At 42.4% G+C, this 533-nt stretch carries 1 protein-coding gene and 1 pseudogene; one reads left to right on the top strand and one right to left on the bottom strand.

Translation table 11 applies throughout. From position 1 onward, the window contains the following. Positions 1-183, top strand: a pseudogene (locus tag A3761_RS27150) (tRNA (N6-threonylcarbamoyladenosine(37)-N6)-methyltransferase TrmO); the annotation flags it as partial. On the opposite strand, the gene A3761_RS27145 reads toward A3761_RS27150, so the two are convergent. Then, positions 180-533, bottom strand: a 354-nt coding sequence (locus tag A3761_RS27145) for a hypothetical protein (protein WP_197472886.1), incomplete at its 5' end; no start/stop codon positions are given. The pseudogene A3761_RS27150 and the gene A3761_RS27145 sit on opposite strands and share 4 nt — an antisense overlap.

Here is a 533-nt window from a genome sequence, read left to right as displayed (position 1 = left end):
TCGTACCCCGATGACCTATTGGCATTAATAGTCGAAGTTATTTCATATGATCCGCGGCCTGCATACAAACAAGATCAAGAAGATGAGAAGCTTTATAAGCTTAGACTATACGATTTGGATATTAGCTTCTCGGTAGAAGATGGTTTTGCGACAATAAGCGACATCGAGAAGCAATTGAGTTAGCGTGCTGCAAGAATTGTTAGCGCTTCTTTAGACTTATCTAAAAACCGATGAAAGCCTTCAAAATAACTTGTATTGAGCTCTCTCGAAGTCTGCCCCATATCCGCATAGATAAACCCGATTCGTTTACGGCCAGTGGCTAAAGGCGATATAAAAAACCTTTTCTGACCTGTAATACCTAGGTATTCGGGCGATATAAATTGCGTTATGTGCTGGTAGTCCGAGTTACCTATCCAGGCAGCCTGATCACGTTCAAACAGGTTAAACAAGAAACCCGAACGGCTTCTTTCATATCGAACAACAAACTTCTCTCGCCACTTCTCCGTGCTCTGCCCTGAAGCATATTTAACGAC

It is taken from the genome of Oleiphilus sp. HI0123, from assembly GCF_001635315.1.
This window is presented reverse-complemented; position numbering and strand designations above follow the sequence as displayed.